Source organism: Kitasatospora sp. NPDC058406 (assembly GCF_042722765.1).
Classification (GTDB): domain Bacteria; phylum Actinomycetota; class Actinomycetes; order Streptomycetales; family Streptomycetaceae; genus Kitasatospora.
In genome coordinates this window covers 1-6,997 of record NZ_JBHXKE010000353.1, presented here as the reverse complement: position 1 = coordinate 6,997, position 6,997 = coordinate 1, and the positions used below count along the sequence as shown (strand labels likewise).

General features: G+C 74.8%; 7 protein-coding genes. 2 read left to right on the top strand and 5 right to left on the bottom strand.

From position 1 onward, the window contains the following. Positions 1-362: 362 nt before the first annotated feature. A complete protein-coding gene (locus ACFWOG_RS38225; RefSeq protein ID WP_380364115.1) occupies positions 363-1,910 on the top strand; it encodes a protein kinase in 1,548 nt (515 codons plus the stop codon). Between the two features lie 185 nt (positions 1,911-2,095). Here the strand turns inward: ACFWOG_RS38225 and ACFWOG_RS38220 are convergent, their stop codons facing one another. Beyond that, positions 2,096-2,401, bottom strand: a complete 306-nt coding sequence (locus ACFWOG_RS38220) for a cupin domain-containing protein (RefSeq protein ID WP_380364113.1) — start codon at positions 2,399-2,401, stop codon at positions 2,096-2,098. Between the two features lie 104 nt (positions 2,402-2,505). On the opposite strand from ACFWOG_RS38220, the gene ACFWOG_RS38215 reads away from it, so the two are divergent. After that, entirely contained in the window at positions 2,506-2,877 is a 372-nt protein-coding gene (locus ACFWOG_RS38215) for a VOC family protein (protein WP_380364111.1), read from the top strand. Positions 2,878-2,941: 64 nt separating this feature from the next. Here ACFWOG_RS38215 and ACFWOG_RS38210 read toward each other — a convergent pair whose 3' ends face one another. From ACFWOG_RS38210 to ACFWOG_RS38195, 4 genes are all read right to left on the bottom strand, one after another. Next, positions 2,942-3,466, bottom strand: a complete 525-nt coding sequence (locus ACFWOG_RS38210) for a potassium channel family protein (RefSeq protein ID WP_329885644.1) — start codon at positions 3,464-3,466, stop codon at positions 2,942-2,944. Between the two features lie 159 nt (positions 3,467-3,625). Then, on the bottom strand, positions 3,626-4,366 hold the full coding sequence (locus ACFWOG_RS38205) for a response regulator transcription factor (protein WP_329885643.1): 741 nt from the start codon (positions 4,364-4,366) through the stop codon (positions 3,626-3,628). Continuing rightward, complete coding sequence (locus ACFWOG_RS38200; protein WP_380364108.1) at positions 4,363-5,631, bottom strand: sensor histidine kinase; 1,269 nt, start codon at positions 5,629-5,631, stop codon at positions 4,363-4,365. Before ACFWOG_RS38200 ends, ACFWOG_RS38205 begins: the two co-directional genes overlap by 4 nt. 67 nt (positions 5,632-5,698) lie before the next feature. After that, positions 5,699-6,997, bottom strand: a 1,299-nt coding sequence (locus ACFWOG_RS38195; protein WP_380364106.1) for a hypothetical protein, incomplete at its 5' end; no start/stop codon positions are given.

Here is a 6,997-nt window from a genome sequence, read left to right as displayed (position 1 = left end):
TTGTTTATACTCCCCCCCCCCGGGCCGGGCGGGGCCGGACCCCCCCCGGCCCGCCCCCCCCCAGCCGGGGCGGGCCGGCACCCCCGCACCGCCGACTGCTCAGCTCCACAGCTCCACAGCTCCGCACCTGGACCCGACCGTGACCGTCACCTGGTACGACCACGAGCCGGCGGCCGGGGATCCGCTGCCCGGTTCCCCGGCCGTCTTCCCCCCTCCGACGGGCCGCCGGGACCGCCGCCGCCCCGTGTTCCCGGACTTCCCCGGCCGCTGCCGCCGCCCGGGCGCGTCGCCCGCGGGGGCTATCGTGCACAGGTGAACGAGGCGGTCCGGGCCCCGGACAGGGCGCGTGAGGGGAGTTCCAGGTGATCGGACGGGCGCTGAACGGGCGTTACGAACTCGTCGAGATGCTCGGCGTCGGCGGCATGGCCACCGTCTGGCGCGGGGTGGACCACGTGCTGGGCCGCCAGGTGGCGGTCAAGGTCCTCAACGGGGGCCTCGCCGACGACCCGCGGTTCGCCGAGCGGTTCGGCCGCGAGGCGCAGCACGCCGCCATGCTGGTCCACCCGAGGATCGTCATGGTCTTCGACTCGGGGGTCGACCAGGGCTCGCCGTACATCGTGATGGAGCTCGTCCAGGGCTGCTCGCTGGCCGCACTGCTGGCCCAGCGGCCCGGGCTGCCGGTCGAGCAGGCGGTCGGGATCGCGGCCGCGGTCTGCGAGGGCCTGGCCGTCGCGCACGGCGCCGGCCTGGTGCACCGGGACATCAAGCCCGGCAACATCATGATCACGGACGACGGCGGGGTGAAGGTCGTCGACTTCGGGATCGCCCGGGCCGGCTCCTCCCACAACCTCACCCAGGCCGCCTCCGTGCTCGGCACCGCCGCCTACCTCTCGCCCGAGCAGGCCACCGCCAGTCCCCTCGACGGCCGTACCGACCTGTACGCGATCGGCTGCGTCCTGACCGAAATGCTCACCGGTGCCCCGCCGTTCGTCGCCGAGACGCCGGTGGCGATCGCCTACAAGCACGTCGGTGAACTGCCGCTGCCGCCCTCGGCCCGGCGGCCGGGCCTGCCGCCCGCGCTGGACGCCGCCGTGCTGCGGCTGCTCGCCAAGAACCCGGCCGACCGGCCGGCCGACGCGGCCTCCGCGCGCGCCGAACTGCTCTCCTGCATACCGGGGCTGATGGTCGCCGACCCGACCACGGAACTCCTCGCGGCGGTGCCCGTGCCGCAGGCCTACCCGGTCGCGGACCAGCAGCACACCGCGTTCCTTCCGCCGCAGCCCCCGGCGCCCCGGCCGCCTGCCGCGACCTCGGTCATGGCGCCCGTACCGGCCCCGCGGTCGGTGCCCGAGCCCGTCCAGGAGGACCGGCGCAAGCCGCTGATCTTCGGTGCCCTCGGCCTGGTGGGGATCGCCGGCGCCGCGATGATCGCGCTCACGGCCTTCGACGACCCGGGAGCCCCGGCCGCGGGTGCCAGACCCGGCGTCAGCGCCAGCGCGACGGCGACCACGCCGACGCCGACCGCGCCCACCCAGACGCCGACCGCGACCCCGACCCCGTCGTCGACACCCACCAGCACGCCCACCAGTGCCCGCCCCACCACGCCGGCGCCGCACAACCCGGCTCCACTGGTCCAGATCAACGCCCTGCGCCAGAGCATCGCCCAGACCCAGGTGGAGAAGGACCGCAGCCGTCAGGTCGACCTGCTCCGGACGCTGGACGACGCCACCGCCCGGCTCAACGAGGGGCAGACCGACAGCGCCGTCCGCGAGTTGAAGGGCGCCCAGAAGACCGTCCGCGACCTCGCCCGGAAGCACGCCATCGACGGTCAGACCTACCAGAACTGGAACTCCCGGCTCTCCTCCCTGATCACCTCCCTCAACGCCACCGCCGACGACGAGGAGGACTAGCAGGCCGGGACCTCGCCCCGAAGTCCCGCAGGAGCCGCCTCGACGCCACGAGGGGGCGCCGGGCCACACGGGCCGACACGGGGTGGTCGGCAGGGCCCGGGTGCGTGGTGATCGTCCGATGACGATTCGGGGAGCGGGCGTCGGCAGGCCGCGACGGGTGGGCGGGGGCGGAGCGCACCCCGCCGTCATGCCGCGGTCGACTCCACGATGACGAGCGTCCCCAGGCTCCCCTCCCGGACCGTGTGGCGTGCGCCGGCCGGCACGACGCACAGCTCGCCCGGCCGCACGGACAGGTCGGCGCCATCGACGGTCAGTTCCAACCGGCCGTCGAGGACCAGCAGCACCTCGGCGACATCGTGCACCTCCTCCGCCACCCCCGTCCCGTCCATCCGCAGGACCTTGACGCGGGCGGTCCCCACGTCGCCCAGCGCGCGCGAACTCCAGGCCTGCGGCAGTGTGGACGCCGTGCGGAACAGGTCGACCGGGTTCATGGCATGCCTCTCTCCGGTGGAGGCTCTCGCCTCGGGTCGGTGGATGTCTCGACGCTAGCCGGATCCGGCCCCCGATCGGTCGACCGTTTGGCAAAATCGCCCGCATGCTGAAGATCGGTTCGGTGGTGCTCGGAGTGGCGGACGTACGGCGGGCGGCGGCGTTCTGGGGCGAGGCCCTGGGGTACGCGCCGCGGGGCGGCGAGGAGGTCGGGGACCGCTGGGTGGTCCTGGTCGCGCCCGGCGGGACGGGTGTCCAGGTGGCGCTCGGGCGCAGCGAGTCGGCCGTCCAGGAGCACCCCCGGGTCCACCTCGACCTGTACGCCGACGACGCGGCGGACCAGGCGGCCGAGGTCGAGCGGCTGGTGGGGCTCGGCGCGCAGCGGGTGGACTGGGACCTCTACCCGGAGGACCCGGATTTCGTGGTCCTGGCGGACCCGGACGGCAACAGGTTCTGCGTCATCGACACGAGCCGTTGAGCCCAGGCCGCCGCTGAGCCCCGGGTCGGCGGTGAGCCCCCGGGCCTGGGTGGCCGCGGCGGTGTCAGCCCGGGCCGTGCCGCCGCACGCGCTGTTCGACGCCGCTGCGGATGTGCCTGCTCAGCACTCCGGCGGCCGCGGCCAGGAAGACGAAGTTGTAGACGATCTGCATGATCACCACCAGACGCGGCCCCTGCCCCTCCGCGGTGATGTCCCCGTACCCGACCGTCGCCATGGTGACGATCGTGAAGTAGAGCGCGTCGAGCCGGGTGTTCAGGCCGTCGAACTCGCCGGCATGGGCGGCGAGGACGTAGTAGCTGCCGGCGAAGACGGTCAGCGCGAGGCAGATCAGGAACACCAGCCAGACGCCCGGGTGGTGGCCGGTGCCGCGCAGCATGTCGGCGATCCTGGCGAGCAGGAGGGCGGAGAGCAGGACGAGGGCGGCTGCGAAGACCAACCAGCTGAGCACCGGCCGGTCGTCGCCGAGGGTGCGCAGCGGCAGGGTGAAGTAGCCGATCATCAGCAGGGTGAACGAGCCCAGCAGCAGGCCCCAGGCCCGTCGGTCGACGCGGTCCCCGGGCGGCTGCACGGGCGGCTGCCGTGGGGTCGGTTGCGACGGTGGCTGCGGTGGAGACTGGTCGGCGGACATCCCCGCCAGCGTGCGGCACGCCGACCGGTGCCCGCCCGCCGGGCTGCTCCGTCCGAGGGGCGGGGGGCGTGGCGCGAGGGGCGTGGGGCGTGGTCCGGGTCAGCCCGCCAGCCCCTGCCGGATCGCCAGTACCGCCAGCCGGACCCGGTTCGGGCTGCCGGTCTTGGCCATCAGGTTGGAGACGTGCGTCTTCACCGTGGTCACTCCGAGGTGCATCCGCTCGGCGATCTCGATGTTCGACAGCCCGCCCGCGATGTGCCGCAGCACCTCGTGCTCGCGCCCGGTGAACCGGGCCACCGGCTGCCGCCGGCCGTCCTCGCCGGTCCAGTCCGTGGCGGCCCGGGCCACCACCCGGCGCAGCACCTCGGGGCTGTACGGGCTCTCCCCGACCGCCGCCCGCCGCACCGCGTCCAGGACGGCGGCCGGTTCGACGTCCTTGGCGAGGAACCCGCAGGCGCCCGCGGCGAGCGCCGGGTAGAGGCGGTCGTCGTCGTCGAAGGTGGTGAGGACGACGACCCGGGTGGCGGGGAGCAGGCGATGGAGTTCGCGGGTGGCCGTGATGCCGTCGGTGCCGGGCATGTGCAGGTCCATCAGCACGACGTCCGGCCGGAGCCGCAGGGCCAGGTCGACGGCGTGGGCGCCGTCGGCGGCCTCACCGGTCACGGTCAGGTCGGGGGCGGACTCGCAGAGCATCCGGACACCGGCCCGGACGAGCTGCTGGTCGTCGACGATCAGGACGCCGATGGTCGCGGGGCCGCCGACGGCCGTGGGGCCGGGGCGCGCGGGATCGGCGGTCGCGGCGCCGGTGGCCGCGGGGCGGCCGTTCGGGATGCCGGTCATGCGGCTCCTCCGCGGACCCGGGGCGGTGCCGCCGGGGTCGGTACGGGTGACGGCGTCGGTACGGGTGACGGCGCCGGTACGGGTGACGGTGCCGGTGGAGACCCGGCTCCCTCCGGGAACGGCCAGGAGGCGGCCAGCCGCCATCCGCCCGGCACCGGTCCGGTCTCGATCGTCCCGCCGACCAGCGCCACCCGCTCGCGCATGCCGAGCAGCCCGTGCCCGCCGTTCATGTCCGTCCGCCCCTTCTCCGCCGTGTCGTCCGGTAGTTCGTTCTCCAGCTCCAGCCGCACCCGGGCGCCCTCCGTGGTGGCCCGCAACCGTACCCGGGTGGCGGGCCCGGCGTGTTTGGCGACGTTGGCCAGGCCCTCCTGCACCAGCCGCAGCACCGTCAGGCCGCCGAGCGCGTCCAGCTCCGCGAGCCGCCCGCCGATGTCCGCGTCGATCCGCAGGCCGGCCTGCCGGGACCGTTCGACCACGCCGTGCACGGTGGCCGGCAGGTTGGCGGTGTCGGCGAGAAGGGGGGCCAGCTGTCCGGCGTCGGGCTCGCGCAACGCGGTGAGCAGCCGCCGCAGGTCGGTCAGCGCGGTGGTGGCGGAGGCGTGCACGTCGTCCAGGACGGCGGTCATCCGGGGGTCGGCGGACGGCAGGACGTGCCGGGCGATCCCGACCCGCAGCACCGTCGAGGCCAGGTGGTGGGCCACCATGTCGTGCAACTCGCGCGCGATGGCGGCGCGTTCGCCCATCCGGGCGCCCCATTCGGCGAGGTCCCGGTTCCGTTCGGCCTCGCGGGCCCGCGCCTGGGCCGCCCGGGTGGCCTGCTGGGCCGAGCGGATGTAGCCGGCCAGCAGGACCGGCACGCCGCCGACCACCGCCGCCCGGTAGCACGCGCCCACCACGCCGCCGGGCAGCCCCGTACAGGCGTGCGCCAGCTGCACGGCGAGGAGGACGCCGACCGCCCACCCGACCCGGGGGCCCCATTGGCGGACGGCCAGCTCGAAGAACGCCGCCGCGGCGCCGACCTTGACCTCGATCTGGACGGGGTGCGCCACCAGCGGCGCCATCAGCGCGCACTGACCGAGCGCCACGGCGAACGGCCACCGCCCGCCGACCGTGGCCAGCACCAGCGCGCCCACGCCCACCGCCCGGTCGACGGCGTCCAGCAGGCCCGGGCCGCCCGCCCCGCCCGCCAGCAGCAGATAGCCGAGCCCGGACACCACGAGCGCGGGCCGCAGCAGCCGGAGTCCGATCCCTCGCGTTCCCCACACGGTGTCGAGCGTAGGACGGTGGGCGGCCGGGGTGATCGTCCCTCAGGCCGATCCCGGGCCTCCTCCTTCAGGCCGGGTGTCCCGCGCCGCCGCCCGGTTCGTCCAGGAACTCCAGGACCGCGAGCACCGCCAGTAGCGCGAGCGCCAGACAGAGGGTCACCAGGGCGGTCGGGTAGCTCCAGAACAGGAACGCCAGCGCCGCACCGGCCACCGCCACCCAGCCGAGCCACGTCTTCCAGCGGTGCACGAACCGGCCGACCGGCCCGAACCGGAGCCCGGCCCGCTCCGCGCTGTGCCGGACGGCGGCCAGCCCGGACGCCCACATGCCCCGCACCGTCCTGGCCCAGCGCCCGGGGCCGCTGAGCCAGGCACCCAGGGCGACCAGCAGACCGAGCGCGATCACCACCCGGACGGCCGACCGCAGGTACCGCACCAGCGCGTCGTAGACCGCCGAGGCCGCCGCCTGGTCGACACCGGCCGGCAGTTTGTCGAGGTAGACGGCCCGGAAGACGGAGAGCCCGATGCCCAGGACCAGTGCGCCGCCGGCGATGCCCAGGGCGACGGTGACGGCGGCCCTGCGCCGTCGGACGGCCAGCAGGACACCGGCGACCGCGCAGGCCACCGTCAGCACTGGCAGCCAGAAACCGGCCAGGTCCAGCAGCCGGAAGGCGGTCCGGACCTTGGGGATGGCGTCCGACTGGACCAGGGTGTACTCGGTGTGCACCTCGGGGATCTTCGAGGCGACCGACAGACCGCTGTCGATCAGTCGGGTCTTCGCCCGGTCGATCAGCGGCGCGAGGTCCAGCACCACGGTGTCGTCCTTGATCGCGACGGCCCCGCCGCCGTGCCCGGTCAGCATCTTCTCGACGGCCGCGTGCGCGTTGCGGTTGATCTCCGTCCAGACGGTGGCGAAGGCGTCGCTCCCGACCAGCTGCTCGACGCGGTCGTGCACGAATCCGGTGAGTCCGCTGGTGAGCGCCTGGCTGACGGGGCCGAGCAGTGCGCTCAGACGGGGCCGGTCGTCGGGCGCGACCGACTCCAGCAGCGACTCGACCGGGATGTGCTTCATGATCTCGGTGGTCACCCGGTCGGTGACGGCCGCCTGGATCGCCGGGTCCCGGGCGAGCGGCGCCATCGTGGCGACGTACCGGTCGGTGTCGGTGATCTGGGACTTGGTCCAGGCGGCGGCCACGCTCAGCGGCGTCAGCACGCAGGCCAGCAGGACGAGGAGGACGGCGAAGGACGACCGGACGCGGTGGTGCCGCTGGGTGGCCTGCGCCTTCAGGCGGGCCGTCAGCCGGGCGTCGTGGTCCTCGACGGCGCTGAGGCGGGCGCGCAGCTCGGCGACCTCGTCGGAGTGCCGGTC